The 26,461-nt window shown below is 34.0% G+C and carries 28 protein-coding genes and 2 pseudogenes; 8 read left to right on the forward strand and 22 right to left on the reverse strand.

What is annotated here, in order from left to right:
- Window positions 1-117 precede the first annotated feature (117 nt).
- The 4 genes from J4P91_RS07050 to J4P91_RS07065 form a co-directional block, all read right to left on the reverse strand.
- Complete coding sequence (locus J4P91_RS07050) at window positions 118-1,590, reverse strand: 4-hydroxyphenylacetate 3-hydroxylase family protein (RefSeq protein ID WP_207993378.1); 1,473 nt, start codon at window positions 1,588-1,590, stop codon at window positions 118-120.
- 201 nt (window positions 1,591-1,791) lie between these two features.
- Window positions 1,792-2,943, reverse strand: a complete 1,152-nt coding sequence (spoIIP, locus tag J4P91_RS07055; RefSeq protein WP_207993379.1) for a stage II sporulation protein P — start codon at window positions 2,941-2,943, stop codon at window positions 1,792-1,794.
- 308 nt (window positions 2,944-3,251) lie between these two features.
- A complete protein-coding gene (locus J4P91_RS07060; RefSeq protein ID WP_017152073.1) occupies window positions 3,252-4,220 on the reverse strand; it encodes an SPFH domain-containing protein in 969 nt (322 codons plus the stop codon).
- 2 nt (window positions 4,221-4,222) lie between these two features.
- Entirely contained in the window at window positions 4,223-4,651 is a 429-nt protein-coding gene (locus J4P91_RS07065; protein ID WP_207993380.1) for an NfeD family protein, read from the reverse strand.
- A gap of 315 nt (window positions 4,652-4,966) precedes the next feature.
- Between J4P91_RS07065 and J4P91_RS07070 the strand changes: the two genes are divergently transcribed.
- Complete coding sequence (locus J4P91_RS07070; protein WP_374192022.1) at window positions 4,967-6,145, forward strand: MFS transporter; 1,179 nt, start codon at window positions 4,967-4,969, stop codon at window positions 6,143-6,145.
- A 78-nt stretch (window positions 6,146-6,223) separates the two neighbouring features.
- On the opposite strand, the pseudogene J4P91_RS07075 reads toward J4P91_RS07070, so the two are convergent.
- The 5 genes and pseudogenes from J4P91_RS07075 to J4P91_RS07095 form a co-directional block, all read right to left on the reverse strand.
- A pseudogene (locus J4P91_RS07075) lies at window positions 6,224-6,549 on the reverse strand (amidase); the annotation flags it as partial.
- A gap of 256 nt (window positions 6,550-6,805) precedes the next feature.
- Window positions 6,806-7,252, reverse strand: coding sequence for an NUDIX hydrolase (locus J4P91_RS07080; protein WP_207993382.1), 447 nt, complete (start codon window positions 7,250-7,252; stop codon window positions 6,806-6,808).
- A 23-nt stretch (window positions 7,253-7,275) separates the two neighbouring features.
- Entirely contained in the window at window positions 7,276-8,016 is a 741-nt protein-coding gene (locus J4P91_RS07085; RefSeq protein WP_207993383.1) for a M15 family metallopeptidase, read from the reverse strand.
- Between the two features lie 11 nt (window positions 8,017-8,027).
- Window positions 8,028-8,525, reverse strand: a complete 498-nt coding sequence (locus J4P91_RS07090) for a GNAT family N-acetyltransferase (RefSeq protein WP_207993384.1) — start codon at window positions 8,523-8,525, stop codon at window positions 8,028-8,030.
- 210 nt (window positions 8,526-8,735) lie between these two features.
- On the reverse strand, window positions 8,736-9,890 hold the full coding sequence (locus J4P91_RS07095; RefSeq protein WP_207993385.1) for a stage II sporulation protein P: 1,155 nt from the start codon (window positions 9,888-9,890) through the stop codon (window positions 8,736-8,738).
- Window positions 9,891-9,979: 89 nt separating this feature from the next.
- On the opposite strand from J4P91_RS07095, the gene J4P91_RS07100 reads away from it, so the two are divergent.
- Both J4P91_RS07100 and J4P91_RS28800 read left to right on the forward strand, forming a co-directional pair.
- On the forward strand, window positions 9,980-10,273 hold the full coding sequence (locus J4P91_RS07100) for a hypothetical protein (protein WP_081584640.1): 294 nt from the start codon (window positions 9,980-9,982) through the stop codon (window positions 10,271-10,273).
- Window positions 10,274-10,293: 20 nt separating this feature from the next.
- Window positions 10,294-10,591: pseudogene (locus J4P91_RS28800) on the forward strand (permease).
- Here J4P91_RS28800 and J4P91_RS07105 read toward each other — a convergent pair.
- The 4 genes from J4P91_RS07105 to cbpA all read right to left on the reverse strand — a co-directional run bounded on the left by J4P91_RS07105 (window position 10,588) and on the right by cbpA (window position 13,938).
- A complete protein-coding gene (locus J4P91_RS07105; RefSeq protein ID WP_207993386.1) occupies window positions 10,588-11,094 on the reverse strand; it encodes a DUF1572 domain-containing protein in 507 nt (168 codons plus the stop codon). The pseudogene J4P91_RS28800 and the gene J4P91_RS07105 overlap by 4 nt on opposite strands.
- Window positions 11,095-11,112: 18 nt before the next feature.
- Entirely contained in the window at window positions 11,113-11,442 is a 330-nt protein-coding gene (gene csaA, locus J4P91_RS07110) for a chaperone CsaA (RefSeq protein ID WP_207993387.1), read from the reverse strand.
- A 66-nt stretch (window positions 11,443-11,508) separates the two neighbouring features.
- Entirely contained in the window at window positions 11,509-12,846 is a 1,338-nt protein-coding gene (gene brnQ4 / locus J4P91_RS07115; protein WP_207993388.1) for a branched-chain amino acid transport system II carrier protein BrnQ4, read from the reverse strand.
- Window positions 12,847-13,290: 444 nt separating this feature from the next.
- Window positions 13,291-13,938 carry a cyclic di-AMP binding protein CbpA gene (gene cbpA, locus J4P91_RS07120; RefSeq protein ID WP_207993389.1) on the reverse strand — a complete coding sequence of 216 codons (648 nt, stop codon included), beginning with the start codon at window positions 13,936-13,938 and terminating at the stop codon, window positions 13,291-13,293.
- A gap of 359 nt (window positions 13,939-14,297) precedes the next feature.
- Here cbpA and J4P91_RS07125 point away from each other — a divergent pair, with 359 nt between their 5' ends.
- From J4P91_RS07125 to J4P91_RS07135, 3 genes are all read left to right on the forward strand, one after another.
- Complete coding sequence (locus J4P91_RS07125; RefSeq protein WP_207993390.1) at window positions 14,298-15,185, forward strand: hypothetical protein; 888 nt, start codon at window positions 14,298-14,300, stop codon at window positions 15,183-15,185.
- A gap of 212 nt (window positions 15,186-15,397) precedes the next feature.
- On the forward strand, window positions 15,398-16,705 hold the full coding sequence (locus J4P91_RS07130; protein ID WP_017152086.1) for a hemolysin family protein: 1,308 nt from the start codon (window positions 15,398-15,400) through the stop codon (window positions 16,703-16,705).
- 1 nt (window position 16,706) lies between these two features.
- Window positions 16,707-17,189, forward strand: coding sequence for a DUF456 domain-containing protein (locus tag J4P91_RS07135; RefSeq protein ID WP_207993391.1), 483 nt, complete (start codon window positions 16,707-16,709; stop codon window positions 17,187-17,189).
- Between the two features lie 24 nt (window positions 17,190-17,213).
- On the opposite strand, the gene J4P91_RS07140 is transcribed toward J4P91_RS07135, so the two are convergent.
- The gene (locus J4P91_RS07140; protein ID WP_207993392.1) at window positions 17,214-17,834 is read right to left on the reverse strand and encodes an NAD(P)-dependent oxidoreductase; all 621 of its coding nucleotides are present in this window, start codon (window positions 17,832-17,834) and stop codon (window positions 17,214-17,216) included.
- A gap of 111 nt (window positions 17,835-17,945) precedes the next feature.
- The gene (locus tag J4P91_RS07145; protein WP_207993393.1) at window positions 17,946-18,128 is read right to left on the reverse strand and encodes a hypothetical protein; all 183 of its coding nucleotides are present in this window, start codon (window positions 18,126-18,128) and stop codon (window positions 17,946-17,948) included.
- Between the two features lie 188 nt (window positions 18,129-18,316).
- Here J4P91_RS07145 and J4P91_RS07150 point away from each other — a divergent pair, with 188 nt between their 5' ends.
- Window positions 18,317-19,102 (forward strand): SDR family oxidoreductase, encoded by a 786-nt coding sequence (locus J4P91_RS07150; protein ID WP_207993394.1) that lies wholly within the window; start codon window positions 18,317-18,319, stop codon window positions 19,100-19,102.
- A 45-nt stretch (window positions 19,103-19,147) separates the two neighbouring features.
- On the opposite strand, the gene J4P91_RS07155 is transcribed toward J4P91_RS07150, so the two are convergent.
- Together J4P91_RS07155 and cls are read right to left on the reverse strand one after the other, a co-directional pair.
- Window positions 19,148-19,606 (reverse strand): spore coat protein, encoded by a 459-nt coding sequence (locus J4P91_RS07155; RefSeq protein WP_207993395.1) that lies wholly within the window; start codon window positions 19,604-19,606, stop codon window positions 19,148-19,150.
- 33 nt (window positions 19,607-19,639) lie between these two features.
- Entirely contained in the window at window positions 19,640-20,824 is a 1,185-nt protein-coding gene (cls, locus tag J4P91_RS07160; protein WP_207993396.1) for a cardiolipin synthase, read from the reverse strand.
- Between the two features lie 160 nt (window positions 20,825-20,984).
- Here cls and J4P91_RS07165 point away from each other — a divergent pair, with 160 nt between their 5' ends.
- Window positions 20,985-21,071 carry a YjcZ family sporulation protein gene (locus tag J4P91_RS07165; RefSeq protein WP_000505094.1) on the forward strand — a complete coding sequence of 29 codons (87 nt, stop codon included), beginning with the start codon at window positions 20,985-20,987 and terminating at the stop codon, window positions 21,069-21,071.
- Window positions 21,072-21,155: 84 nt separating this feature from the next.
- On the opposite strand, the gene J4P91_RS07170 is transcribed toward J4P91_RS07165, so the two are convergent.
- From J4P91_RS07170 to J4P91_RS07190, 5 genes are all read right to left on the reverse strand, one after another.
- Window positions 21,156-21,662 (reverse strand): acyl-CoA thioesterase, encoded by a 507-nt coding sequence (locus tag J4P91_RS07170; RefSeq protein ID WP_207993397.1) that lies wholly within the window; start codon window positions 21,660-21,662, stop codon window positions 21,156-21,158.
- A 230-nt stretch (window positions 21,663-21,892) separates the two neighbouring features.
- A complete protein-coding gene (locus J4P91_RS07175) occupies window positions 21,893-22,762 on the reverse strand; it encodes a TIGR03943 family putative permease subunit (protein ID WP_207993398.1) in 870 nt (289 codons plus the stop codon).
- Between the two features lie 3 nt (window positions 22,763-22,765).
- Window positions 22,766-23,662, reverse strand: a complete 897-nt coding sequence (locus tag J4P91_RS07180; protein WP_207993399.1) for a permease — start codon at window positions 23,660-23,662, stop codon at window positions 22,766-22,768.
- Window positions 23,663-23,861: 199 nt separating this feature from the next.
- Complete coding sequence (locus J4P91_RS07185) at window positions 23,862-24,803, reverse strand: magnesium transporter CorA family protein (protein ID WP_017152096.1); 942 nt, start codon at window positions 24,801-24,803, stop codon at window positions 23,862-23,864.
- A 184-nt stretch (window positions 24,804-24,987) separates the two neighbouring features.
- Window positions 24,988-26,367: a putative polysaccharide biosynthesis protein gene (locus J4P91_RS07190; protein ID WP_207993400.1), complete on the reverse strand. Its 1,380-nt coding sequence runs from the start codon at window positions 26,365-26,367 to the stop codon at window positions 24,988-24,990.
- Window positions 26,368-26,461: the final 94 nt, after the last annotated feature.

Consider the following 26,461-nt stretch of genomic DNA (forward strand, 5'->3'; position numbering starts at 1 on the left):
CAGATTCATATAGAGCTAAACCTATAAGAAGATTTACATCCTAACAGTAAAATTCTTGTTATCTATTTCTTGCTCCTTCCTTTTTCACTCAAAATTGTAAGCGTAATCATTTTGTAGTTAACTTAATGCGCTTTCAGATGAACTCGTTTGCAAAGCATTATTCACAAGGGATAAAGATTGTTGTTTTTTATACGCATTATAAAACATACCCATTTTTCGAACTGGATCGCCAGAATAATAACGCTCATATTGTAATAAACGTTGTCCAAATGCTTCACCACATAAATCCCAAGCTAATTTAAATAAGCGAACACGTTCCTCAGAAGATACCCCTTCACGCCCAAGATAATATTTATGCATATCATCTTGAATTTCTGGATTCATAAAGTCCGCACCAGTTGGCGACATTAGCAGTCCACCAGCACCAATTGTTTGAATAATTTCAATAGCACGCGGATACATTTTAGGTAATAAACTACGTATCGTATCAAGAGGTAACCTTGCTGGTACAGCTTCACCATATGCATTCATTTCATACTCATATTCTGCTACTTGTAAGAGCGCTCGAATTGTTTCTACATCTTGTATTAATTCTGCTAACTGATTTTGTACGTTTAAAAAGCCATCTACTCCAATTGAATCTGCTAGCTTGATCGCCACTTCAGCGGCAAAAGAAAGTTTTACCAGACCCCTGACTCCCGATTGGTGTGCCGGTTGATGTCCAATTCCTGTTTTAGGATACAGCTGATTTCCAGCCTCTACACTTTGATAAATAAACACCTTATCCCATGGAATAAATACATTATGAAATACAAGTAATGCATCCATTTCTTCAAACCTCGATGCAAGTGGATGATCAAATAATGATCGTTTTCCATCTTGCATTGGCTCACGACAAAGAATTCTTAACCCTGGTGCATCAATTGGAACTGCAAAAGAGATTGCATGACGCTCATCACCTGGTTTAAAGCTCGGATAGGAATAAATGATTACTTCATCTGTAATCGGTGCAAGAGTTGCTAACATTTTAGCTCCGCTCACATACATTCCCTCTTCCGTTTCACTCACTACACCTAAATGCATCGTTTCATCTTCTTGTTGATGTGACGCTTTACTTCGGTCATTTTGTGGATTAATGATCGCATGTGTTAAAAACAAATCTTGATCACGTATATGTTTATAATAATTCTTTATATTTTCCCCCCATGAGGAATCAAATTTTTCAAAAAACCATGCATTGCTCGCCATTGAAGTGACCGTAACATTTAAAAAATCTGGCGTTCTGCCCATTAAACCAAAGGTAGCTTTTGCCCATACCTCAAACAATTCACGACGCGCTTTTAAATCCTCATAATTTCTCGGCACTAAAAATGCATTCGAAACCCGCTCTCCGGTCTCTTCGCATATGTGGGTAATCTTATCTTGATATTTTGGATCATGCTGCATATCATATAGGTTTGCAATTTGTAAAATCGGTTCCCGAAAAACATCTTCATTTACAACATCTGTTACTCTTCTTCCACCAATCCAAATTTCAGGATTTCTCGCCTTTAATCCTTCAATATACTGAGCCCCTGTTCGAATCGCCATATTTACCCCTCCAATATATACATTTTGAAGTTTACTATACAAATAAGTTTAGAAATTCTAGTCACCCTTTACAATTGACAGAATTTTTAATTATTATAAAACAATCTCTACTCAAAACGACTGCCTTATTTCACATTATGAAATTCTAGTAAATTTTTTAAGAGACATATAAAAAAGGAACAGTTTCCTGTCCCTCTTACATCATCCATTCACCTTCTCTGCATCCCAATAATATTTACTAAACGCCTCTGTCAAAACATCAATTGTGTTATACAGCTCTTCCAACGTATTATCAACACCGCCCACTTCAATCAGCATGGCATTTTTTGATAAATCCTGATTATAAACACCATTTCCATCTTTTTTATATTTCGGGAAAATGCCTCTACTTAATCCATAATAATTTTCATCTAAATATGAATTTATCGCTTTTGCAATCTTTTCATTATTAGAACGTCCTTTATTTTCCATCCCAATAATAAAATACAGTCTCGCATAAGATTTTCCATTAATCACTTTTGTCGTAACATTCTTCCGCTGATCATCCCTGTGAATATCAATCGGAAACATAATATTTTTATTTTGTGACAACGCTTCTTTCACATATCCATGAGATGCGGTATACGCTTGATACCATTTCCATTTCTTATTCGCTAATAAATCCCCCATATTTGTTTTGTCATGAAGAACCGGTATTCCCTGTCCTTCCAGCTGTTCTTTTAGACGCTCTCCTAGTAGCGAGACATTTACATCAGGACTTGATGGATTTTTCGCCCCAGGCAACAATGGATAGAAAGATTCCCAACTATGCGTGTGATAAATATATACGGCTTTTTCACCTTTTACATCGCTTTTATTTTTTTGTACAGGATTCTTTTTATCTGCTTCTGTAACTTTATCTTTTGCGACTTCACGTTCTTTCGTTACCTCTTCAATTGGGACACTGGATTCGTTCGGAATATTTGTATAGTCCGTTCCTTCTCCTGCTACGATAATATTAGAATAGTATTTTGACATTCCCGGCACTTCTTTCCCAACGAATGTTCTTAAATCTTGTATTTTAAGATCCGTTGCAATAGAAAATATCAAATTCCCAACTGATTCTCGTTTATTTGTTTTAAAATAATCAAATGCAAAATAATGATTTTCACTCTCCAGCATTTGAACAAACCCTTGCATCGAAACTTTACCAAACCACTGATTTGCATAATAAGATTTCATTGTATGTAAAAGCGAAGTTACAATAGACGCCGCTACTATCACGACAAATGCATACGACAAGATTAAAAATATCAGTTTCTTTCCATGTATATGAGTTGCATACTTTTTCAATGTATCACCCTCTCTATACATGGATATGTACAAGCTTTATGTAATATACATTTTGAATACACTTGTTATATTTAATACAACAGCTAAAAAGAATAGCAATGCAAATACTTTTTTCTTCGATTGATATGCGTTGATAAAACTTAAAGAAAAACAAATGATATACAGCCAATGTAACCAAACAGAATAGTGTAAATAATATCTTTTAGCACCCAGCACCAAATCAAAACAAATACTACCACCATACAGATTTCCATCCTTTTTAAAGCCTTTCTCATATGATCCCCTCTAAATAAAAAAGAGAAATGGCGACCCATTTCTCTTTCTCATTTCTATTGTTCTTTTGGTGTATCAGAAGAAGGCAATTTCTTCGCTTGTTTTTCTTTGAAAATTTCACCGATTGCACCAAGTGTGCCAAGTGTTTCAATTGCATTAGATGGGATGAAGACTTTATTAGCTGGTCCTTTTGCAACCTCAGCCAATGACTCAAATGATTTATAAGCAAGAACACGCTCATCTAAATCAGCTGCACGTAGTAATTCGATTCGGTTTTGTTCTGCTTTCGCAATCGTTTCAATCGCTCTCGCTTCCCCTTGTGCTTCTAGTTCTTTCGCTTCTCGTATACCTTCCGCTTCGCGAATACGCGCTTCTTTATCCCCTTCAGCCATCAAGATTTTACTTTGTTTTTCCCCTTCAGCACGAAGAACTTTATCTTGTTTAGCCGCTTCTGCTTCTAGAATAATCGCACGCTTATTACGCTCTGCTTTCATTTGTTTTTCCATCGCCGCTTGCACATCTTTTGGCGGATTAATATCAACAACTTCTACACGTTCAATACGAACGCCCCATTTTTCTGTTGCTTCATCAAGTGCTAAACGAATTTCTGTTGAAATTTTTTCACGCCCTGATAATGTTTCATCCAGTTCCATCTTACCGATAATTTGACGCATTGTTGCAGATGTAATATTACGAACACCATATTCATAATTTGAAATACCATATGTCGCAAGTTCCGGTTCAACGATTTGATAGAAAATAATCGTATCAATTTCTACTTGTACGTTATCTTTCGTAATAACTTTTTGTGGTGGTACATTTGTTTGTTGAATACGTAAATCATGATAAACACGAACGCGATCTACAATAGGAATTAAAATATTTAATCCTGGATGCATAATGCGTTGAAATTTACCAAACCTTTCAACAACTGCCACCTTTTGCTGCGAAATGATTTTAATTGTTAACGCTACAAATACAACAACAATTAATGCAAAAATAATCGTTAATGTTAATGCTACCATGTTTATTCACTCTCCTTTTTCACATGTAAAACTGTACTGCTCCTCTTTATAACAATGACTCTTTCCCCAGCGGAAATAGGAACATCTGAAATAGCAGTCCAAGTATCTCCATCTACCTTCACAATTCCATTCCCTTCACTTGTAATCGCTTGCATGATAATTCCTTTTTTACCAGCCAGTTTATCGACAGTATCAATAAACCCTTTTGCCTCTCGAAAATTTTTAGAGATTCGTTTCGTAAAGAAAGTCAATGTTAAACTCACAATTGCCCCTACAACAACTTGTAAGAATAGTGCCTCTGGGGCAAATAGTGCAATTAGACCTCCGACAACCGCTCCGATTCCAAGCCATAACATGTAAAAAGTAATCGATAGCATTTCTGCAATAAATAAAACACCAGCTATAATAAACCAAACTACCCATCCAGCCATATGCAACCCTCACTTTCTTTTTTATTTTCTATATGTATATGAAAAAAAGAATTGTTTATCACGTCCTCCTAATGCATACGGGACGTTTTAATGGAAGCTACTATACATATTCACTGTTACAATGGGTATTATTAAAATGATATATTAATATATTCTTTATTATACATAAAAATCCCTTTATAAAAGTTACAAAAAATAAAATTCTTTTAAAAATTAAATTTTCAGATTATAATTATTTCAAAAAAAATTGTTATTATTTGAAAGGCGGTACTCTTATTGAACCAACACTCGTTACCCTTTTATTGGTTTTCAAAAATGTGTATCACTCTCGCCGATGTTGTTTATGTAATGATTCTTACTACTCATATTTATATGACAACCAAATCAGCTACTATCACAGCTCTTTTCCCATTATTACGAGTTATTGCAAGCCTTATTGCAAGTACATCTGCACCACTTCTAATGAATCGTTTTTCGTCTTATTCATTACTTTTCACGCTACAATGGGTCAAAACGTTCCTTTTAATTCTCTTGACTATACTATTTCCTATTCTATCATCAAACGTTATAACTCTTTTGACTTTCATTATTCTTATTTCATTATGTGGAGGTTGGAGTTCTCCTTTATTATACGCTGTTATTCCACGCCTAACACTGCAAGAAAAATTAGTAAAAGTAAATAGTGTCTTTTCCTTTTCAACGCAAATTGTTCAGGCGGCTGCTTATTCATTCACAAGTGTAGTTGTCCTTTTCATTGGAGCTACTTCTACACTTATGATAAACAACATATTAATGATTTTTGGGTGTATTGCATTATATGTTTCATTGCGCACTATACAAACTGAACAAACAACAGAGAAATCACCCTCCAAATCAGCTACATTAATAGAAGGATGGAAACTGTTATTTCAGCATCCTTCCCTCCGTACAGTTACATATATGGACTTAATTGAAACATTTGCTGGAACGATATGGATTGGCGGTATTACGATGGCATATGTAACAACCGCTCTTCATAAAGGAGAAGAATGGTGGGGGTATATCAACACGAGTTATTATATCGGAACATTAATTGGTGGGCTATTAGCATGGCGAATCAGTACATATATTCAAAATAATTTAATACGCTCAATGGCTTTAGGATCACTTCTATTTAGCGTACTTACGTTCTTATATGGCATCACAAGTAACGGATTTATTGCACTGTTTCTTTGTCTTCTAATGGGGCCTTCCTATCAAATTCGGGATATTTCTCAAACAACCGTTTTACAATCAAGTGTACCGCCATCTCTATTATCAAAAATGTATACAGCTCACGGCGCTCTTACTTCGGCTGTTTCAGGCCTTTCTATGCTAAGTGTTGGTATTATTACCGATATTTTTGGTGTTCGCACTATATACATCATTGCTGCGTTTCTAATTTTATGTTCTGCTTGTTTATCTTTTATTTTACTAAAACATACGAAGCAACAAGAAAAGGATGTTTCTCTTTGATTTCACTGTTTGTTTAGCATATGAAACTTTACAGCATACAAAAAGGATAGAGTATCCTCTATCCTTTTACTACTATATTTACGACAAATTGGGGCTTCTTCTATGCTCTTTGTAGCTTGTTCAAACGCGTATACAAGTTTGATTAAAGTCCCTTCGCTAAATCCGATACTTGCGAATGTGTTTCCAAAAGGTCTTCCGTTTTTCAAATACCCTGCCGGTACCGCTATAGAAGGATCCCCTGCTTTAGCACATATTGTTGACCCTATATATGAAGGGAAAAGAATTGCATCAAGATTATATTTTTTTAAAGCAAAATCACTCCCTTGCTCCTGAGAAAAATATAAATCTTCTAATCTTGCATTCAAATATTCAGGGTTTCTTAACGTATTAGGAAAATCTTTTCTTAATAATGTATTGAACTGAATTTCCATTTAATTTCTCCCCTTACCTCTTCTTGCACACTTTCAAATCTTATCTTATTACTTATTAGCTTGAATCATTGCCTTGTCTCCTCATTTCGACAAATTCACATCTGTTTAAACATTTCGTCTACCATACATAAAAACCTTCAAACAAAATAAAAAACGCCTTAGACGAATAAAACTATCTAAAACGTTGTTAACAATCACATTTATTTTCTTCCTATTTTCAAACTCTCTTTTATTTCACATACACGTCCTCTAACAAATGTACAAATTCACCTTGATTGCCTGTTAATACAGGACACTTTGCTATATCAACCCATTCATAACAAAATGTTAGGCCCTCATCTTCCTCTCCTGCACTTACTATATGTTCCCACATATCTTTTACATCTGTTAATAATGAAATGTGAAAGAAGTGACGCTTTTGATACTCCTGTTTTTCTTTCACATAGATGATATAATCATCAATGAAACGTTCTATACATAAATGACGAATTCCAGACTCTTCTAATACCTCACGCAGTACTGCTGCTTCTAATTTTTCTCCTTCATCAACTGTTCCACCCGGGACCTGTATACCTGCTTCTGGCATATCACGATGTGTAAAAACAAGTAATTGTGTAACTCCTTCTTTTTCCCTTGTAATGTATGCATATACCTTTTTCTTATATAACTTCGTCATCTGGTCCATCTCCCCTCAATTGATTATTTCATTGCTTCTTCTAAGGTGAGTTGATTTTCATATAAATACGTAGCTTGTGGATTCCCTACATAACGTACGTGCCAAGGTTCATACCGATAACCAGTAATAGATTCCTTCTCTTTTGTATATCGAATGACAAAGCCGAACTTATGTGCATTTTCAGCAAGCCATTTCCCTTCCTTTGTATCCCCAAAAATAGATTCTAATTGAAATTTAGCAGATTGTGATGTAATATCCATTGCGAGTCCCGTTTGATGTTCACTCGTACCTGGAATCGCACTCGACATAGCTGTTTTCGCTTCTCCATCTTGAATTTTGTACATTGTATTCAATGCTTTTTGCCGGTCAAAAGACCTGAACCCAGAGACTGCAAAAAGAAACATTCTTTCTTGATCTCCTTGCTGAAACATCTTCTCAAGTGCCTGAGCTGCTTCTTTCCTCATTTTCTTCTTCTCTTGATCTCCTTCACTTGAGTAACGTACTTTCGGAATGACTAAATCTTGTGGCTTATAGTGATCTGGTAACCGTCTGCTTTTATTTACAAGTACAAGTATAGAATCAGGATTATTCACAACCGCAATATCGCCTTCTGTTGTAGCGATGGTTTCTTGCTCTTTTGGAAATGCAACGCTACTATTCACCTCTTGTGCCTGTTTATCTTTATACATTTTATAATTAATACCTGCCACTCCAATAATAATTGCAACTACTACGACACTCAGTAGTGTCCATCTTCTTTTCATAAAACGACCTCTTATTTTAATAATTTGGCCATATAATACTCGTCGATATTTTTTCCATCAACAATAAGAGAAGCTTTTTTGACACCTTCTTTTTCAAATCCTGCTTTTTTATATAGTGCCTGCGCTCGCGTATTATGGGCCATTACCGTTAATTCCAAACGCCATACATCATGTAATTTTGCCCATTTTTCCATTTCTTTAAACAAAGCTGTCCCAATACCTTGGCCACCATATTCTTGTAAAATTCCAATCACAATTGTTGCAACATGTTTTTTTCTTTGCACATCACTACCATTAGCTAAAATAAATCCTACCACTTGTTCTTCATGAGTAGCTACAAATATTGTAGAAGTATGATTATTTATGAAACGTTGAATCATCTTTTCTTGCTGCTCAACTGTTGTATCCCGTTCCCCTGGTTCCAATAACATAAAGGAAGTTTCTTCATCTAATTGTTTTCCTAATTGCAAAAATGCTGCTGCGTCCTCTACTTGAATTTCTCGAATCATCTCTATCACCCTGCCGATTTTTTAAGATAAAAATTTTATTCATAAAGAGAATTTCGCTATTTTTTTATGAAATACCTTTCTATTTTTCATAGGATAAATAGACAAATTTCGATATTAGTATAATGAAGATGCAACTTTATTTAGAAAAATCTTGCTTCCAATCTTTTTCTTCTTTTTGAGCACAAAAAAACGTAAGCACCTCGCTTACGTTCATCCATTTACTTTTTCTGCTTGCCAAAAATATTCACTAAATGCTTTCGCCAATACATCAATTGAACGATTTAATTCTTCGGCTGTATTATCTACACCTCCCACTTCAATTAAAATCGCTTGTCCTGACAAGTCCTGATTATAAACACCGTTCCCTGTTTGAAACCCCTTTTGTATAACCCCTCGACTTACCCCTGGATATTTTTTATTAATCGCTTCATGCAGTGCAGTTGCTAATTGTAAGTTTTTTGCGTAATTTTTATTTCCTTTTCCGATGACAAAAGCAAGCTTCGCATACGATTTATCTCCAATTGCTTTTGTCGTGACATTTTTACGGGCGCTATCTCGGTGCAAATCAAAAAAGTATTGTAGTTCTTTATTGCCTGCCATTGCCTCCTGTACAATTTCCCGAGACATTTTATAAGAACTATTACTATTTAATCCCTTACTAATCAACTTTTTCCCAACATCCGTTTTATCATTAACTGCTCCTATCCCTTCATTTGCTAATTGGTTATGGAACCGTTCTCCAAGTATAGAAATATTCGTCACTGAACTTGTTGCTTTATTCGGATCTGGATCATTTGTTAAATTTAATAAAGGTAAATAAGACTCCCAGCTGTGAGAATGATAGATAAATGCAACTTGTCTTTTCCCCGTCGTTTGAGCAGGTTTTTTCTTTTCTTTATTTGTATCCGTTTTAGGAACCTGTCCAGTTTCTCCCGTTCTTTCTTTCACCAATTCTTCAAGCGGAACACTTGATTCTATTGGTAAATTAGAATAATCAGTCCCTTCACCTGCAATGACAATTTCTGTATCATACCTTCCAAACCCAGGAAGTTCTTTCCCAACGAAACTGCGAACATCATCAAATCGAATATTTGTCGCTGTAGAAAAAAGAAACGATGAAATCGAAAAGTCTTGGTTTAAATTTCGATATTCTTGTGTAAAATAATGATTTTCTTTTCCAATCACATACATATACCCATTCATTGATAACTCATTCAACCAATTATATAAATATGCTGACTTTGTTTCTTTCAATGAAGTCACCATCATACTAATAAGAAAAAAAGTTGCTAACATCATAATGACAACAAATAAAATAAGCTTACGTACACTTGTTAATTGCACATAAAAAAAGCCTCGATTCATAACATCACCCTCTCTGTTTCAACTTATGTACAAGCTATAGAGAATAGACCGCCTAAATTTCGGCTATATTGTCATAGAGGTGAAATGAATTGAAGCTAATTATCGGTATAATTCCTATTTTTTTATCATCTGTTTTTTTATTATTTGCAGCACATCCTAAAGTCCGTATTTTCTTAGATATTTGTGCGTACCTTTCTTTATATATACTTGGTATATTAATTGCTTTTAACATATATGATGTTGTATTGCACGGCTTAGTGTTTATGACAACCATCCACGGTATTTTGTTGAATCCATTATTTCTCATCACCGGTGCTTATGTAGGGGTATACTCTTTATATCTCCTCATTTATAAACTAGTAACAAATTTAAGAAGAACTTAATGCTTAAATGGAGTGTAAAAATGAGACCAACTTTTATATGTCATAACTGCCAAAAAAATTATCAGAAAGCAAGATCTTATTACCACAATATTTCACATACGTTTCTACTTATTTCACGAAGCTTGTTTTAGCCAACAATTGTTCTTTTCTAGCTTTATTCCTATTAATACACTATTTGGAGTATATTTCATTTGGTATACTCTCGTTATAGGCAGTATTTTTCCCTTAATTGAACCATCAGTTATTTGGATTTTCTTTTTAACCCCTGCCCTATGTCGGTTGATTTCTTACTATTATATTGAACGTCACTTTTGCTAATAACGATTAGACTGTCCTTTAGGAATACTCAAACACTCCCAATCTTTTTCTTTTAACATTTTTCCAACATAAATGATTTGTCCAACATGTGAAGCATAATGAGCAATTTGTCTCTCAATTGCTTGCATAACACTATGTACTTCACCTCGAATATGGACGATTGTTAAGAGGTCTTGTGAAGTTAATGATTGCAGCGCTTGAAAAACATATTCCCAGCCTTCCTGCCATGCTATTAGCACCTCTTCTTTTGAAGCATAACCACCCTCAAATTCACCATCACGATTCCGATCTAATTTCTCACCATCTGTCGTTAAAAAATCTGTCCATCTTGAGCGCATATTGCCATGTAAATGTTTGATTATAATTGCAATACTGTTTACTTCTTCATGAGGTGTCCAACTTATTTGTTCATATGATAACTGTGAAAGTGTCCGTTCTCCTTGCTTTTGCATTGCCTTAAAGTTTGAAATGGCACATTCTAAATAGACCTTTCCAACATCCATTTCTAATCCTCTCCCATATTAACTAATAGGTGTTCCATTTGGGACTTCTATATCAGGTTGCAGTAAGATTACATCCCCGGCTTCGGGAACTCCACCTACCACAAGTACTTCTGATTTAAAGCCTGCAACACGTTTGGGCGGAAAATTCACGACAGCTACAACCTGTTTGCCAATTAGCCCCTCTGGTGTATATCTCTTCGTAATTTGAGCACTGGACTGCTTCATACCAAGTTCACCAAAGTCAATTTCCAGCTTAATCGCAGGTACACGAGCTTCTCTAAACTCTTCTGCTTTTATTATCGTTCCTACACGTAAATCTAACTGTAAAAAATCTTCAAAATTAGCCATTTTATTCTCCCTCCCAATTATCATTTAGACAAAACATACAAATTTCCTCTAAAAAAAGAAAGATGCCTAAGCACCTTTCTTTTGCAACTCACTTGATTCGTTTGGTCTATATAGGAAGTAACCGATAACTCCACCAACACACGATGGCAGTAACCAACCAATTCCTTCCTTATATAAAGGAAGTATTTCTAGCACATTTGTTATTGCATCAAACTTAATATTTGCACTTTCTAAACCGTTAAATAGACTAATAACTAGTGCACCTAAAATTGCACCAATATATATTGTATTTCGCTCTCCAATCCATTTATTGAAATAAGACAGTACAATTAGTACAATTGCAACAGGGTAAATAATCATCAATACTGGCAATGTTACAGCAATAAGCTGTGTTAATCCTAAGTTTGATACAACTAAACTAAACACACATACCAATGTTACAATCATTTTATGTGATAATTTAGGGAATAACTTTGTAAAGAATCCCGCACAGGCTGATGTAAGTCCAACTGAAGTTGTTAAACAAGCAAGTGTAATAACAAGGCCTAATAATACTTTACCACTCGTTCCATATAGCTCATTTACAACTTTTGTTAAAATAAGACCTCCATTATCAGAAACACCAAGCGATGTACTCGTCGAACCAAGATAAGCGAGTGATAAATAAATTAACGTTAAACCTAATACAGCAATAATTCCAGATACAATTGTTGTTTTTGCAATTTGCCCGCTCTCTTTTATCCCTTTTGAACGAATAACTTGTACAACAACTATGCCAAATACAAGTGCACTAATAGCATCCATCGTTAAGTATCCTTGAATAAACCCACCAAAAAATGCAGTCTCTTTATATGCTTCTACCGGTGCAGCGGGCGCTCCAATTGGATCAATAATGGCTTTCCCTACAATTACAGCGACAATTAATACTAATAATGGAGTAAGAAATTTTCCAAACCAATCAATTAATTTCGATGGGTTTAGTGATAGATACCAAGTAATACCGAAGAAAATTACTGTGTATAGAAACAGCATATACCACTCTGACACAAATGCTTCTGATAAAAACGGCTTCATTCCCATTTCAAATGAAACTGCTCCCGTCCGCGGAATTGCAAAAAATGGTCCAATTGCTAAATAACTAATCAGTGGGAAAATTAACGCAAATATAGGATGTACTCTTGAGGATAACGCTTTCAAGTCTCCTTCTACAAAAGCTACAGCAGATACAGCTAGTAGAGGAAGACCGACTCCTGTCACAAGGAATCCAATTGTGGCAATCCAAACATTTTCTCCTGCTTGTTGACCTAATACTGGTGGGAAAATTAAATTTCCTGCCCCTAAAAATAATGCAAATAACATTAAACCGATTGCTAGCGTATCTCCTGGCCTTAATCGTCCCTTCATCTCTCTTTTGCATAGCATGTCTCTATTGTTTTTATCTCTTTCACAATATGCTATGCATCCTCCTCTCTATCCATGTTGATTATATATGCTCCTCAAAAAGCAATGTCTTTCCCCATAATTTCTCCTTTTTCTTACTCTAATTAACGAATTTTGATTTTTTTGAATATTAAAAACATCAGAGTGTTATATCACAGAGTTAATAGGTCAGACCTCTTTACTTTTGTCACACATATAGTAACACATTTAGTTGAAAAATAGAAACATATTTTATATATGGAATTTTTTGAAAAACAAAATAGTATACACTTATTTTTTATGTTATTCTTTTGCAAAAATATTTCTATAGAAAAAGCCATTACCCTCATTTTGTTATTTCAAAATATTTTTTCTTCCTTAACTAATATAATGAAAAGCCACCTAAATCAAACAGATGGCTTTCCATATCTATTCTATTATCTCTACTTCACGTGGATTATTCATTTCTTCTACATATACAACACGAAATCCGTGATCTTCTAAATCCTTAAGTAAAGTCTCTAACCCTTCTTCTTTAAACTCCTCACCTAGTGTAAACATAATTCTGCGTACTAATAACGCATCATTATCAAATGTCATTAAACTTTGAATACCACTATATTTTTTCAAAACTGTAGATAGTTTTTGGATCGCTCCATTATAATCTTGAGTTCCTATCATGACGGAATACTTGCTAGAATGAACACCCCATGCATCCTCTAATAGCTCAAATACCTTTTTATGAGTTAGGATTCCAAGAAATGTTCCTTTCTCATCAATAACGGACAAATATGGTAACTTTTTAATTGTAAAGAACACTTTAAAGAAAGAAGAATCTTCTTTCACATATCCATCTTTATCACTTAATAATTTTAATAAATTATCATCTAATGATCCTTTATATTCTAAAATATCTACTTTATATACATTCCCTAAAAATTTCTCTTTCTTTTCATCTAGTACCGGAACACAACGATAACCCGTTTTATTTAAATGATCCAATGCTTCACCTATCGTAAATGAAGCAGAACAAAATAAGACTTCTCTTTTTGACACATAATTTCCTTTTACTCTCATAAAAAGCCTCCTTATGTTAAAATACTTTCTGTGCCATAACTATATTATATTTCCAGAAAAAAATAAATGATTTATTTTATTTTTCTGAAATTTTTGTATTATTGTCATAATTTGTTCATGAATGATTCATATTTTGAAAAATTTAGAGATTATCCTTTTGGACTTAATTGCTGACTAAAAAATTTATAAATAGATTGTTATTTTTCATTACCGTTTTCCTTTAAAAATAAAGAGAATTACTTATTATCATAACTTACACCAATATGTAAAGAAAAAGATATTGTAACTTCTTCAAAAAAGCGTTAGAATAAGAATAAGAATAAGAATTTTCTGAATATTCAAAGAGCAGGTGAGCAATTATGTCTTCATTATTTCGTTCTTACACATATCGCTTTTTAGCTGGATTCCTAATCATTTTTATCATAAGCCCTCTTCCCGCTATATTATTAACGCATGAATCTTCTTATTTAAAAGGTTTACTTGGGATTTTTCATAATTTTGCTCATTTTCCGTCCATTTCCATCCCAATGATTGATTGGATGCATGAATCCATTCTTTTCTCATCTCAACCTATTATAAATTCTACCACAACGTTACATGTTCCAGGACAATCTCCACTTCTATTCCCCTATATGTGGGAAGTATACTTTTTATCAATCGTTCGCTTTACACTCACACTCGCAATTGGTTTTTTCATTAGCTTAGCGATTGGACGTTTATTCTTAAAGGCACCAAAACAATTAAAAAAATACATTTCAATATTGCGCTGGATTCCATACTCATTCAGTACTGCTTTATTACAATGTTCTATCGTTTTAATTTCTTTATACATTGCAAAGTACATAACAATTCCATTCCTGTCCTCCCTCATCATCATATGTAGTACATCAATGATTATAGTTATACAGGCAATCAAAAAATGGATTCCGTTTTTAAATAAAACTGAAGAACATGATATACGTGATTCCTCATTTCTCATTAATACGTTATTTATGGCAATCGTTTCAAATCATAAATCTATTTTAAGCTCCATTATTCTTTCATTCTTTTATATGGAATGTATTTTTCATACAAAAGGATTACTACAATTTATTATTCAATTTGGAGGAAGTTCACCAACTGTTGTCACAATTGGACTGCTACTCATTTATATTCCTTACATCATTCTTTCCTTTCTTCAATCCGTATGGACAACAAACCAGTCTAAACATCAAACTTATGCTATCTCAAAAACAATAATTAAATAATTAAACTTTAAGCTATCTCCCTCCTTTTAAAAACGGAGGGTTATTCCCCTTTCATTCAGGGTAAAATACCAACAAATTCATGAATGTTTAGAAAAACATTCCAATATTTACTCATTTCCTTTGACTATTATTTTCATTTCGATTTATTATAAAAGTATAACATACTTGCAGGAGGTGACATCTTTATTCCCACTTCGGGGTAGAGAACACACTTGGACATATTAAATATTTTTCTCATCTTTGTACTTATTCTCATTTCTGGCTTTTTCGTGGCATCTGAATTTGCGGTGGTAAAAGTACGAAAAAGTCGAATTGATCAGCTTGCAAATGAAGGAAATAAGCAAGCATTAGCTGCCAGAAGCGTTGTTTCTAACTTAGATGTATACTTATCAGCTTGTCAGCTTGGTATTACCATCACGTCTTTAGGGCTTGGTTGGCTTGGTGAACCAACTGTTGAACACTTACTACGACCACTATTTGAAAAAATAAATATTACTGGGACAATGGCTAACACGCTATCGTTTATCATTGCATTTAGTGTCATTACTTTTTTCCATGTTGTATTAGGTGAACTTGTTCCAAAATCTTTTGCAATTCAAAAAGCCGAAGCAATTACATTAAAATTTGCCAAACCACTCATTTGGTTTGATAAAATTATGTATCCTTTCATTTGGTTACTTAATGGTACAGCCGTATTCTTTACAAAACTATTCGGCTTAGAACCAGCAAAAGAAAATGAACTTGCTCACTCAGAAGAAGAATTGCGACTCATTTTAGGTGAAAGCTTTAAAAGCGGTGAAATTAATCAAACTGAATATAAATATGTAAATAATATTTTCGAATTTGATGATCGTGTTGCCAAAGAAATAATGGTACCTCGTACCGAAATGGTTTGTTTATCTACCGAAAATACATTAGAAGAAAATATGGATATCGTGGCATCTGAAAAATATACACGTTATCCGATTATTGAAAAAGATAAAGATGATATTATCGGGATGCTAAATACAAAAGAAATTTTTCACGATCAAACGAAGGGAATTCAAAAACCTTTAGAAGCGTATATACATCCGGTCTTAACTGTATTTGAAACAGTACCAATCCGTAAAACATTAATTCATCTTCAAAAAAATCGTGTGCAAATGGCGATTGTAATGGATGAATATGGCGGAACAGCTGGACTATTAACAATGGAAGATATTATTGAAGAAATTATTGGTGAAATTCAAGATGAGTTTGATGCAGATGAATCACCGATGATTGAAAAACGCACACCAAAACTCACTGTACTGGATGGCAAAGTACTCATTTCAGAAGTAAATGATATGTTTGGTTTACATATTGATGAAAGTGATTTAGATACAATTGGTGGCTGGCTTCTATCCCAGGCTATTGATTTAAATATCGAAGTTGGCTATTCAATTGAATATGCTGGTTTCCAATTTAAAGCATTAGAGCTTGACGGGCATCAAATTAAGAAAGTTGCTGTACATAAACTAGATAGTAAAAAGGAGATATAAATTGACTGTTTTATTAACACTTTGTATAATTGCTTGTTTTATCGTATCATTTATTGCGTTTATCTATCCAATCATCCCTGGCATACTTGCACTATGGGCTGGATATATCATTTATCATTTTGGTATAAATGGCGAGGAACTAACAACAAGTTTTTGGATCCTTCAAATCATTTTTACCATCATTATTTTCGTTGCTGATTTTATTGCAAATGGATACTTCTTAAAAAAATACGGAAGTACTAAATGGAGCGAACGCGTGGGAATGATTTCTATTATTATCGGATCCTTTTTCTTCCCACCATTTGGTCTCATTATCATTCCATTTCTATCTGTTTTCGTGACAGAAATAATGCATAAAAAAACACCGCAAGAAGCATTTATGGTCGGAATCGCTACAGTCGTCGGCTTTTTAAGCAGTACAGTAGCAAAAGCAATCTTACAAATCATTATGATTATCATTTTTGTATGTTACATTCTTTTTTAACCATCCCTTTTCAGGGATGGTTTTTTAATAAGCAATGCCTACGCGGCTATTTTCATATACTTTTTCATTTATTAGAGACCATGTAAAACAAGCCGTATCTCCTACCGTAATTTTCGATCCATCCAGTGGTAACATATTTGCCTCCGTCCGGTACATACCCGTTTCTTCACCATCAATTAGATATGTGGGACAAACAATTGTCCAGCATAGCCCACTGTTCTTTAAAGCTACATAAGCAGCTAAATGATCTTCTGCAGCTGTTGTTGTTCTTCTTTTTGATTCTTCCGATTGAAACCGATATATGTTCAGATTTGTTCGAGCCTGTAAAATACCTGCTGTTCCTATCGTGATAATCCTTTTCACTCCCTCTTCATCCATATGTTTTATAATACTAGGTATACTATTCGATAACGTTCTATTTTCATCTGTCCCAAGAGCACTTAAAACAATTTCAGCTCCTTTTAAAGCCTTCTTCACATCATTTTCTTGCAATACATCTCCTTCTACTATATGTAGATTGTTATGTTTTACCACAAGCTTATTTTGATCACGAACTAATACTGTGACATCATGTGAATCTTGTAATGCCAGTTTCATTAACTGGGCCCCAACTCTTCCAGTTGCTCCAAATATGCATATTTTCATCTCTCTTCTCCTTATTCTCTATTTCTCTCTATTTTTTCTCAAAAACGAAAAATATACAACTAAAAAAGCTTCCTCATCACCTGAGGAAGCTCCACTATACATAACATAATCTTATTTTTTTTCCTTTGAATCTGAAGAATTGCTATCCTTACTCGTTTCCTGATCTGTCTTTTCATCTTGCTGTGTTGTAGTTTCTTCATCTTTCTTCTTTTCCTCATCATTATTATTACAACCTACCAGAAATAAAGAGCTCGCAAGTGCCATAGCAGTCAAAGATTTAACCCATTTACTCATTTGCTTATCCCCCTTTTGATAGAATATGTACAATCTCATATTACTTCTCTTTTTTGAAGGAAATATTAGAAAAGAGTAAAGATACGGTAAATGTTTGTAAATTTTCTGATAACAACAATCTTATTTTTTTAATTTTGCAGCGTTTTCACCTATAATAAAAGTAATATAAAAAAGAAAGGTTGATACATATGGAACTTGGATTAGCTGGAAAAACTGCTCTAGTTGTCGCTTCTAGTCAAGGCTTAGGAAAAGCAATTGCTACAGAGCTTATAAAAGAAGGAACAAATGTTATGCTACTTAGTCGTAATGAAGAAAAGCTAGCATCCTTACAAAAAGAGCTGATTGCTCTTAACAAAGGTACTGCCATGTATACAGTTTGTGATGTCACAAATAAAGAAAATATCAAACAAGCGGTGGCATATACTGTACAAACTTTTGGTACAATCGATATTTTAGTTAACAATGCTGGCGGACCAAAGCCAGGTACATTTGAACAATTAACAGATGAAGATTGGTACAGCTCATTTGAACTCAATTTATTAAGTTACGTTCGTATGATTCGTGAAGTACTTCCATATATGAAGGAGCAAGGCGGCAAAATTATTAACATTGCTTCGTCTTCTATTAAAGAGCCAATTCCCGGATTACTATTATCGAATACATTCCGCGTCGGCATTACAGGGTTAGCAAAAACGTTATCATCTGAACTTGCTCCATACAATATTTTAATTAATACGATTGCACCTGGACGTATCGCTACAGACCGCATCGCTTCTCTCGATGAAACAGCTGCCGAAAAACGCGAAATTGCAGTAGAAGACGTTCAAAAACAATATGAAGCAATTATCCCTCTTGGAAGATATGGTCGTCCTAGTGAATTTGCTAAATTTGCTACATTCCTTGCATCCGATGCAAATACTTATATGACCGGGCAATCATTCCTTGTTGATGGTGGAATGGTAAAAAGTTTATAATTCTTATACAAAAAAACAAGACGGCTACTATTCCGTCTTGTTTTTCTATGCAAATTTTTCATCTTCATATATATGTTCAATCTTATATTCTTTCTTCACAACATATTGCCACACACTATATGCATAACGATTCATTTTAACGAAGCAACTTTCCAAAAAAGAACGAAACTCTGGATTCGCAACTTCTACTGCAACTTGGGCAAACCTGAGTGCTAATCTTTTTAAATTTGAAATATAAGAAATAGCAACTTCGATATCGCTTTTACTAGTATTTTTCATTGGTATGTTATTTTGGATAAGGGGAGACTCCAATTGTTCACAAATTATATGCTGTACATTTTCACCCTCTTGAAAATTCACCTGTTCATTGTAAGCTTGTAAAATATAGGGCAAATGTTGTTTTAATATATTTCCTAGTTCTTCATCTTCCACCTTATTCATACACTCACCGATCATATGAATCACTTCATAACTACACTTCATTAATTCTTCCATGCATCTCATATTATAACTCCCCCCTTTCTTCTAAATATATGCCTATAAATAGAAAGCCAGAACGTTTGCCACTTTTGCTAGAAACCAATCCCAACTATTTATTTTGTCAAAATCTTTGTCTGTTAATCGTTTAGAATCATGAAAATCCTTTTGTAATTTCTCCCATACTTCAGCAACAACTGCTTTATCATAGATAAAACAGTCTGACTCTGTATTTATATAAAAACTGCGCATATCAAAATTAGCTGTCCCTACATCAGCACTTATATCATCAATGATTGTCACCTTTCCATGAAAAAAGCCATCTCGGTATTGATAGATCTCTGCACCAGCATTTAGCATCTTTTTTAAATGTGGATAAGCAGCTTGTTTTAATAACAGAGCATCACTTTTAAATGGAACAAGAATCTTTACAGCAACTCCTCGCTGCAATGCCTCTTGTAAAACGTTTATCATTTCTTTTCCTGGTACAAAATATGGCGTTGCAATGATAATTGACTTTTTAGCTTGCTTCAGTAGTGCACTATACTCTTTCCAAAATCCTTTCCCATCAGAAAATACATACTGATATTTTGCACTTCCTTGCGTAGAAACCTCTTTATATAAAGAAAGCTTTTCACCAGTATCTGCATGCCAATCTTCTGCAAATTTCCGCTCCATATCAACTGCGCCATCCCCTTCAATGCGCAATTGATAATCACGCCATCTCCCGAATTTAGGATCCTTCCCGAGATACTCCTCTCCAATATTAAAACCACCGACATAAGAAACTTTTCCATCAATCACTGCAATACGGCGATGATTACGTTGATGTAATGAATAAAACAGATTTTTTAATTTAGGCTTTTTACTAAAAGTAAACTTAACACCCTTTTCTTTTAACTGCCGAATTACTTTTTTCTTAATTTTATAGCCACCAATTCGATCTACCGATAATTTCACATCCACACCACTCGATGCTTTCCTCTCTAATAGTTCTAAAAATTCACGACTGACTTTATCCTTACCTACAATATAAAAATGAAGATAAATAAATTTTTTAGCACGATTGATATCTTCAAACATATTCCGATATAAATCTTCTCCATTTGCAAATGACTGAAAACTCCCCTGCCGAATTTGTGATATTTCAAGTTGATTCGCCATTTTCTTCCCCATTTCTAGATCGATGTTCATCCATATGAATATCCCTATGATACATAACAAAATGGCTATACATTTTTTCATGGATAAAACCCTTTCTTCAAAAGCTGTTATTCCTATATCTTTCCTTTTTTTTACGTTAACATACAAGAAAAATCCACAGTTTCGTGATATATGTCCCTGTCAAACAAAAGTGAATTTGCATATTGTATGTTGTATCTTACAATAAAAGGAGGAAATAACAATGGGCTTCGCACATGGAAATGGATTTGCGTTACTTGTCGTACTATTTATCCTCTTAATTATCGTCGGTGCTGCTTGCTTTTGCTAGTTAGCTCTCCCAAGGCGATATGCAGATGAAAAACTATAAAAGCGGACACCTAAATTTAGGTGTCCGCTTTTCATTCCAGGTCACTTATAAAGTTAATAACGTTGCAATTTTCTTACTTTCTGCTTTTCGAATATGACGTTGCTGCGCACGTAAAACAGCAATCTCATGTAATTTTTTCTCTCCTTCTGTTTCCGGAATCACACGTGGAACAGGAACTGGATTATTTTCTTTTCCAAGGGCCACAAATGTAACAAAAGATGTTGCTGCAATTCGTTTTTCACCAGAAATTAAATCTTCCGCCACTACTTTTACAAACACTTCCATCGACGTTCTCCCGGTCCAAATAACAAATGATTCATAGCTAACACAATCAGTTGAACGAACTGGATGTAAAAAATCCACCCAGTCCATCGATGCCGTGACACATTCCATTCGTGAATGCCTCGTTGCTGAGATAGATGCAATCATATCCATTTCAGCTAATATTTTACCCCCAAATAATGTGTTATGATCATTTAAATCTGTTGGAAAGACACGACTTGTTTTAAAAACTCGTGATTCATTAACTGTTTTCCCCTTTATTTCTCCCATTTCCTTCACCTCTTAAATTCATTCGTAAATATCAAATGGCATAGAAACTAAATAACTACTCCCTAACTTCTCACAATCCTACACGTCCAACATACTAATTAATATGAGAATTTCCGAGCTTTCCCATACTTTTCTGTTCATCTTGCATACAAAAATTACACTAAGTGAACTATATATTATATATTAACAATTTTTAGAACTTTACGTCTATAAAAAAGAACCGATCATAATCAATCGGCTCCTCTAAATACATATTGTTCTTTCGGCTGTTCAACTTTATTCCATTTTGTTATTTCTAAAACAGGAATATTTGCGTGGAATGGTTGATAAAATTCCGTTGAAATTTCACCTTCCACTTCAATCCAATCATCATTCTTCCACTCTACTCCCTCTGGTTTTTTCACCAGCATACCATATACACCTGAATCCGCTACGCAATGAATAATACCAAAGCGGAATAAGAAATATTGCTCTTTCTTTGCAGAATCATCGCGGAAGACAAATCCTTTAAAAGAAAGTTTCTTCCCTGTAAATTCTCCAGGATAATTGTAGATTGTTTCCATTCCTTTTAAGAAGTTCTCATCATTTAAAGCTATCTTATCTTTATTTACAAATTGTTTTTTCCCTTTCTCCATTACATCTCTATATCCTTCTTTCGCATAATAAATACTCGTATCCGGCCTTAGAAATTGTCTTCTCATAAATGGATCTTGACTATCCGGCTGCGAAACTGGAAAATGAAACCCTTTCGCTTTTACAATATCCGAATCTAATGTCGCAATTGGAAAGAATAACCCTGTAATAATAGGGAAACAAAATAAGGTATAAGCAAAAGTGCGTTTCCACCATGTATTTTCATCTTTTGAATGATCATGTCCACAGTGGTTATGGTCACAGCCACAAGCATGTTCTTCTGCTTTCTTCCCGTGTTCTTTTTGAAACACAATAATGATTTGAACAATCGTTAAAAATCCTAAAATAATTGCAGCAGTTGTTGATAAATACGCGTACTTCATATTAATATATTTCGTTATATTTCCAGAAATATGAAGCTGTGCTATTAAAATTGTAAAACCAAGTAAAATATACGCTCGAAACATAACCTACCACCCCATCGCATAAATGAGTAGTGAGCTTGCATAAACAACGAGTGTAACAGTAACAGTCACAACAATTACAAATCTTGTTTTAAATGTCGCAAGCATCATAAACATATTTTTAATATCCACCATCGGTCCATATACGAGGAACGCGACAAGTGACGCTGTTGAAAACGTACTTTGGAACGAGGAAGCAATAAAGGCATCCGCTTCTGAACATAGCGATAAAATAAAAGCAAGTCCCATCATAACAGCTGATGAAGAAAACGGCCCTTGACCTATAGCAAGTAGTGTTGAAGTTTGTACAAACGTTTGAACAGCAGCAGCAATCAACGCTCCCATAACTAAGTATTTTCCCATTGAGAAAAACTCTTCAACCGCATGTGTACAAACATCCCACATTTTTTTACGTAGCGGACGCTTATGATCCACTTCCGGGAAATGGTCATCACGTAGTTGATGATCTTTAAACATAAATGATAATATCAGTCCAACAATAATCGCGACAATAATTGCCACAATTGAGCGATACCATACCATATGCATACTACTTCCAAACGCTACATACGTTGCAAATAATACGACTGGGTTAATAATTGGCCCCGTTAACATAAATGCAATTCCAGCATACGGCGGGACACCTTTCCCAATTAACCGCCTTACAATTGGAACGATTCCACACTCACAACCTGGAAACATCATTCCAAGAAAAGTAGCTAACAATACAGAAAGAAATCGATTTTTCGGCATCCATTTTGCCACCATATCTTCTGTCACAAACATTTGAATGAATCCTGAAATAAATACACCAATTAGCACAAATGGTAGTGCTTCAATTAAAATTGAGATAAATATTGTATTCATTTGCAGGAATGCTTTCGGTAACTGAAACAATTCCATGATGTATTTCCTCCATCTTTTCATTAACAATGTGTAATTTTAACGCCAAATAGCAATTTTAACAAGTCTTATATAATTTGAAAATAATAATATTATACTTGTTAGCAATCATATTCCGTATATTAAATATCCTTTACTATAAGCAAAAAAGCTGCTCTAGCGTAGTTTCATAACTATGCTAGAGCAGCTTTTTCAATCTTTAAAAATAACGTTTTTTCCAAAAAATAAATGCTAAAGTGCAAGATAATGTTGCACATATAATCATTACAATTATAAAACCATGTGGATTATTACCAAGAGGAATTTCTACGTTCATTCCAAAAAAGCTCGAAACCATTGTCGGTAATGATAAAATAATGGTAATAGAAGTCAACAGTTTCATGACACTATTTAAGTTATTTGAAATAACCGAACTAAATGTATTCATCATACCACTTAAAATATTACTATATATTTCAGCCATTTCGATGGCCTGTTTATTTTCAATTAATACATCTTCTAGTAAATCTTGATCATCTTCATACATTTTAATAAACGTATTATTGCGCATTAACTTTTGAATAACGATTTTGTTTGCTTTTAAAGATGTTGTAAAATACACTAAACTTTTTTCAAGACCTAGTAACGTAAAGATTTCTTTATTCTTCATCGACTTATTTAATTCATGCTCCAAGTCAATTGTTTTTCTGTTAATTTGTTTTAAGTATCTTAAATAATAAGTAGAAATCGTATATAAGAGCTGCAAAGCAAAACGCGTCTTTTTAAACGTATAAAATTCTTTAATACGTTGATTAATAAACCGCTCAAAAATTGGATTTTCTTCCAAACAGATTGTAACGAAACATTCCGGCATTACAATCATACCAATTGGAATCGTGTCATATATTGAGTTTCCTTCTTCATCATGCCTCACTGTTGGAATATCAACGATAATTAGTGCATTATCATCTTCTTTTTCAATACGAGATCGCTCTTCATCATCCAATGGATCCTTAATGAAATCCAATTCTACATTCAATGTTTGCACTAAAAATTGAATTTCCTCTTCTGTCGGATGGAGTACATTAATCCAACAACCTTTTTCAATTTCCTCTATTTCTTGTAGTTTTCCGTTTCGGTCTGTTAAATAAATATTTAACATACTATCACCCCGATTCTTTTTACATGTGGGAATCTACCTCACTTAAACAACAGTTTTTGAACCGCCATTTTCAGCATATGAAACAAACGTTCAAATTTCAATAGAAAATTATTTTGAAAACGCTTTTCTTCATAATTTCTTTCAAAATAGAAAAAGACAGAGACTGCTCTGTCTTTTCAAAAGCTCATGTTGCCTTTATAACATATTTAGAAAGCATCCACAAGTTAAATGAAACCGAAACGGTGTAGCCTGCATATGTTGAGATAATAAAACTTGTGTAGTCAAAGTACGGCAATAACACAATATTTAGTACCACTTTTATTATCATTCCTAAGGTTAAACCTAGAACTGTTTTTTGTTGCTGATCAATCCCTTGTAACATCGCAGCAGTAACTGTAAATAATGAAAATAATATACATGCCGGTGCATAGTACTGTAAAATAACACTTCCTAAACTCGGATCATTTCCTACTCCAAATAAAAAAGTATATATAGGTTTAGCTAATATCATCATTCCAATTGCTGCCGGAATTGTAATCGCTACAACAAGTATATTCGTTTTCGTGAAATGCTTATATAATAATTGTACATTTCCAGCTGTGTAAGCTTTCGTCATCTCAGGAACGAGAGACATACTAAAAGCTGTTGCAACCGAAACTGGAATAAGTACAACCATTTGAACAAGCCCAATTATCGCATTTATTTTTTCTGCTTCGATTTGTACGTAACCTATCTCTATTAAAAGTTTATTAATTGTAAATGTATCAATTGTTTGATACAACGGAATCGCTAATCCGACCGCAACAAATGGAATTGAATACGTAAATAACTCTTTGTATAAAGCGAAAAAAGACTTCGTTGTCTGTGGGATACTGGCAATTTCTTTTCGTTTTAAGTATTTCCGCCTTCTCATATAAAATCCAATCAAAACAGTTAATCCAGCTACCGCCCCCATAAATGCACCAAAAGTTGAAACTCCTACCGCTAACGAAACAGACGCTTTCAAAATATGCAAAACAACAAAGCTTCCTATTAAGATTGTTAATACACGAAAAAACTGTTCCACAACTACACTAGATGCCGATGGTCCCATAGACTGAAATCCTTGAAAAAAACCGCGTAATAAACTCATTACTGGTACAATCAATAATGCAAAACTAACAATTTGAATATTATATGTAACAGCAGTCATACTATTGCCTGTTTGATCACTTCCATCAATCACTAGCCTTGCAAGATATGGAGCTGACATATAAAGAACTAGAAATGAAACTACTCCCATGAAAATCATAAAAAATATTCCACTTTTCAATACCCGTTTTACTGTATGATAGTCATTTAACTGATCATATTTCGAGACCATTTTTGAAACAGCTAGTGGTAATCCCATCGTTGCAATACTTAGCATAATTGTATATGGCCGATATGCATACGTATATAATACGTATCCTCCAGTACCAACCATTGCTGTAAATGGAATAACATATATAAATCCGAGCATTTTAGATATCATCGTTGCCATTGTTAAAAATAGTGTTCCACGTAAAAACGGTGATCCTTTCATTTCATTCCCCCGCTACGCTTTATTACTACACATTATGGACAACTTCTTTATTTTAGAACTGAAAAATATAAAAAAAGTCAATGAAATCATTGAC

The organism is Bacillus sp. XF8 (genome assembly GCF_017498755.1).
In the GTDB taxonomy this organism is placed as follows: Bacteria; Bacillota; Bacilli; order Bacillales; family Bacillaceae_G; genus Bacillus_A; species Bacillus_A bingmayongensis.

Excerpts from the sequence above, each read along its gene's own strand:
- J4P91_RS07080 (WP_207993382.1), bottom strand. The coding sequence starts at position 7,252 with ATGACGAAGTTATATAAGAAAAAGGTATATGCATACATTACAAGGGAA.
- J4P91_RS07155 (WP_207993395.1), bottom strand. The coding sequence starts at position 19,606 with ATGAGATGCATGGAAGAATTAATGAAGTGTAGTTATGAAGTGATTCAT.
- J4P91_RS07165 (WP_000505094.1), top strand. The coding sequence starts at position 20,985 with ATGGGCTTCGCACATGGAAATGGATTTGCGTTACTTGTCGTACTATTT.
- J4P91_RS07140 (WP_207993392.1), bottom strand. The coding sequence starts at position 17,834 with ATGAAAATATGCATATTTGGAGCAACTGGAAGAGTTGGGGCCCAGTTA.
- J4P91_RS07065 (WP_207993380.1), bottom strand. The coding sequence starts at position 4,651 with ATGGCTGGATGGGTAGTTTGGTTTATTATAGCTGGTGTTTTATTTATT.
- J4P91_RS07105 (WP_207993386.1), bottom strand. The coding sequence starts at position 11,094 with ATGGATGTTGGAAAGGTCTATTTAGAATGTGCCATTTCAAACTTTAAG.
- brnQ4 (WP_207993388.1), bottom strand. The coding sequence starts at position 12,846 with ATGAAGGGACGATTAAGGCCAGGAGATACGCTAGCAATCGGTTTAATG.
- J4P91_RS07180 (WP_207993399.1), bottom strand. The coding sequence starts at position 23,662 with ATGGAATTGTTTCAGTTACCGAAAGCATTCCTGCAAATGAATACAATA.
- J4P91_RS07090 (WP_207993384.1), bottom strand. The coding sequence starts at position 8,525 with ATGATTCGAGAAATTCAAGTAGAGGACGCAGCAGCATTTTTGCAATTA.
- J4P91_RS07170 (WP_207993397.1), bottom strand. The coding sequence starts at position 21,662 with ATGGGAGAAATAAAGGGGAAAACAGTTAATGAATCACGAGTTTTTAAA.
- csaA (WP_207993387.1), bottom strand. The coding sequence starts at position 11,442 with ATGGCTAATTTTGAAGATTTTTTACAGTTAGATTTACGTGTAGGAACG.
- J4P91_RS07085 (WP_207993383.1), bottom strand. The coding sequence starts at position 8,016 with ATGAAAAGAAGATGGACACTACTGAGTGTCGTAGTAGTTGCAATTATT.
- J4P91_RS07050 (WP_207993378.1), bottom strand. The coding sequence starts at position 1,590 with ATGGCGATTCGAACAGGGGCTCAGTATATTGAAGGATTAAAGGCGAGA.
- J4P91_RS07070 (WP_374192022.1), top strand. The coding sequence starts at position 4,967 with ATGTGTATCACTCTCGCCGATGTTGTTTATGTAATGATTCTTACTACT.
- J4P91_RS07190 (WP_207993400.1), bottom strand. The coding sequence starts at position 26,367 with ATGAAAGGATCACCGTTTTTACGTGGAACACTATTTTTAACAATGGCA.
- cbpA (WP_207993389.1), bottom strand. The coding sequence starts at position 13,938 with ATGAGAGTAAAAGGAAATTATGTGTCAAAAAGAGAAGTCTTATTTTGT.
- J4P91_RS07145 (WP_207993393.1), bottom strand. The coding sequence starts at position 18,128 with ATGAGTAAATGGGTTAAATCTTTGACTGCTATGGCACTTGCGAGCTCT.
- cls (WP_207993396.1), bottom strand. The coding sequence starts at position 20,824 with ATGAAAAAATGTATAGCCATTTTGTTATGTATCATAGGGATATTCATA.
- J4P91_RS07150 (WP_207993394.1), top strand. The coding sequence starts at position 18,317 with ATGGAACTTGGATTAGCTGGAAAAACTGCTCTAGTTGTCGCTTCTAGT.
- J4P91_RS07060 (WP_017152073.1), bottom strand. The coding sequence starts at position 4,220 with ATGGTAGCATTAACATTAACGATTATTTTTGCATTAATTGTTGTTGTA.
- J4P91_RS07175 (WP_207993398.1), bottom strand. The coding sequence starts at position 22,762 with ATGTTTCGAGCGTATATTTTACTTGGTTTTACAATTTTAATAGCACAG.
- J4P91_RS07095 (WP_207993385.1), bottom strand. The coding sequence starts at position 9,890 with ATGAATCGAGGCTTTTTTTATGTGCAATTAACAAGTGTACGTAAGCTT.
- J4P91_RS07125 (WP_207993390.1), top strand. The coding sequence starts at position 14,298 with ATGTCTTCATTATTTCGTTCTTACACATATCGCTTTTTAGCTGGATTC.
- spoIIP (WP_207993379.1), bottom strand. The coding sequence starts at position 2,943 with ATGTATAGAGAGGGTGATACATTGAAAAAGTATGCAACTCATATACAT.
- J4P91_RS07185 (WP_017152096.1), bottom strand. The coding sequence starts at position 24,803 with ATGTTAAATATTTATTTAACAGACCGAAACGGAAAACTACAAGAAATA.